The sequence below is a fragment of the Pseudonocardia sp. Ae505_Ps2 genome, assembly GCF_001932425.1.
GTDB lineage: Bacteria > Actinomycetota > Actinomycetes > Mycobacteriales > Pseudonocardiaceae > Pseudonocardia.
Window position 1 is genome coordinate 42103 of record NZ_MCIP01000002.1, and the last position, 1614, is coordinate 43716.

Here is a 1614-nt window from a genome sequence, read left to right on the forward strand (position 1 = left end):
ACTCGGTCGGCAACCGGCCCGCGATCGAGGCCGGTGACCAGCCACCACGCAACAGAGCATGCACGATCCCGCGCAACCGCGGGTGACGGTCCACCGCGAACTGCTTCGGCCGCTCCCGCGCCGCCAGGGCCCGTTCCTGCGCTGCCGCGGCCCGGTACTCGTAGCGTCCGCCGTGACGACGGACCTCACGAGAGATCACCGACCGATCACGACCCACCACCGAGGCGATCTGCTTGTAGGACAAGCCCTCCGCGAGACCCCTCGAGATCTCCTCCCGATCCGACAACATCAACATCTCACGCACGGAACATCCTGTCCCGCCGAACAACCAAGATCAAGTGCTACGACCGGCTGAACTCGCCGCCACCTGCTTCGACAACGCCGTCGCCGAGCCGTTCTTCGCCAGCTACAAGAAAGAACTCATCCACACCCGGCCATGGAACGACGTCACCGAGGTCCGACAGCAGACATTCGTGTGGATCGAGAGCTACTACAACCGTCGCAGACGGCACTCCACCCTCGGATACTTGACACCCACCGAATACGAGCTAGGATTCAGGAAAATAACCGGCTTGCCAGCCTAAACCGGCGTCAAAGAAATCGGGAACACTCCAACCCATGATCACGGGCGGGTGGACCTGCGTCACTCCTCGCCCCGCGGGCTCGCCGCTGGCGATGTGGCGAAGGACGAACGCGAGGCCAGCTACAAGCCCGCCGGAGAACCCGCCCCCCGGGCCGTAGTGTCCGCCGACCAGCAGGTAGATCGAGTACAACAGCATGACGGGGAACAGCATACGGGCAACGGGAACCAGCGGGGAGATGTAACCTTCCGGCCCGGGTCCGCCGCCCGGCGACTCGTCGTCCACAGCGGGTGTCCCTCTGCCTGGAGATGGGGTGTACGCCCGAGGCGCTCTCCATCCCACCGGTTCCTGCCACCTGCCCGGGGAGGCGCGGGCGTCGACCGTCCACTCGGTCACCGGTTCGCCTGCGGGCCCGGGCGAGGTCTTCACCGAGTTCCTCGAGTGTGCCAGGGTTTCGCGGTGTCGAGTGGGAGGTCACCGGGCGCGATCCTGAGGGTGAAATGGGTGGCAGCCCGGTACTCGATGGGGAGTTCCTGCAGTAGAGGCGCTACGATGGTGACCACCGACTTCGCGTGGATGGGGCCGAACACCGCGATCGCCCATTGCCGGGCTTCTGCGTCAGGTAGGGCCAGCGGGGCGCCGCTGGCTTTGTCCGTCCGTGTCACCGCCAACCGCCATTCCGACATGCTGCTGTCTACCCGGTGGACGGCCGAGCAGAGTGAGAGAACGTCACCGTTCCGGCTGATGCGTGCGTAGGCGAGCTCGGTTCCAGGGTCGACCCTGTTCACGTCGAACGCGTCGCGGAGGTGGAAAACGACGTCGGGAAAGCGCTCCTGCAACGCATCGATCTCCCGGTCTTCCAAATGGTCACGTCGCCGGAGCCATCGGATCATGGCGCAGCCCCCCGCCCGGCGGAGCGCTCAGCCCGCTGCGCCGCCTCCGGAGCGTCGACGCCGGCCCTGGCCCGTTCGTCGGCCTCGGCCCGTTCCCGGTCCCGCAGCTCCTGCCGGGCGCGTACGAGCGCCGCAGTCTC

The 1614-nt window shown here is 66.7% G+C and carries 3 protein-coding genes; all 3 read right to left on the reverse strand.

Annotation, left to right across the window (positions count from 1 at the left end; translation table 11 throughout):
- Window positions 1-295: helix-turn-helix domain-containing protein (locus tag Ae505Ps2_RS28410; RefSeq protein WP_249265418.1), on the reverse strand; the 295-nt coding region annotated here is incomplete at its 3' end.
- A 253-nt stretch (window positions 296-548) separates the two neighbouring features.
- Entirely contained in the window at window positions 549-866 is a 318-nt protein-coding gene (locus Ae505Ps2_RS28420) for an MnhB domain-containing protein (protein ID WP_249265411.1), read from the reverse strand.
- 140 nt (window positions 867-1006) lie between these two features.
- Window positions 1007-1474 carry a hypothetical protein gene (locus Ae505Ps2_RS28425; protein ID WP_139320275.1) on the reverse strand — a complete coding sequence of 156 codons (468 nt, stop codon included), beginning with the start codon at window positions 1472-1474 and terminating at the stop codon, window positions 1007-1009.
- Window positions 1475-1614: the final 140 nt, after the last annotated feature.

Excerpts from the sequence above, each read along its gene's own strand:
- Ae505Ps2_RS28425 (WP_139320275.1), bottom strand. The coding sequence starts at position 1,474 with ATGATCCGATGGCTCCGGCGACGTGACCATTTGGAAGACCGGGAGATC.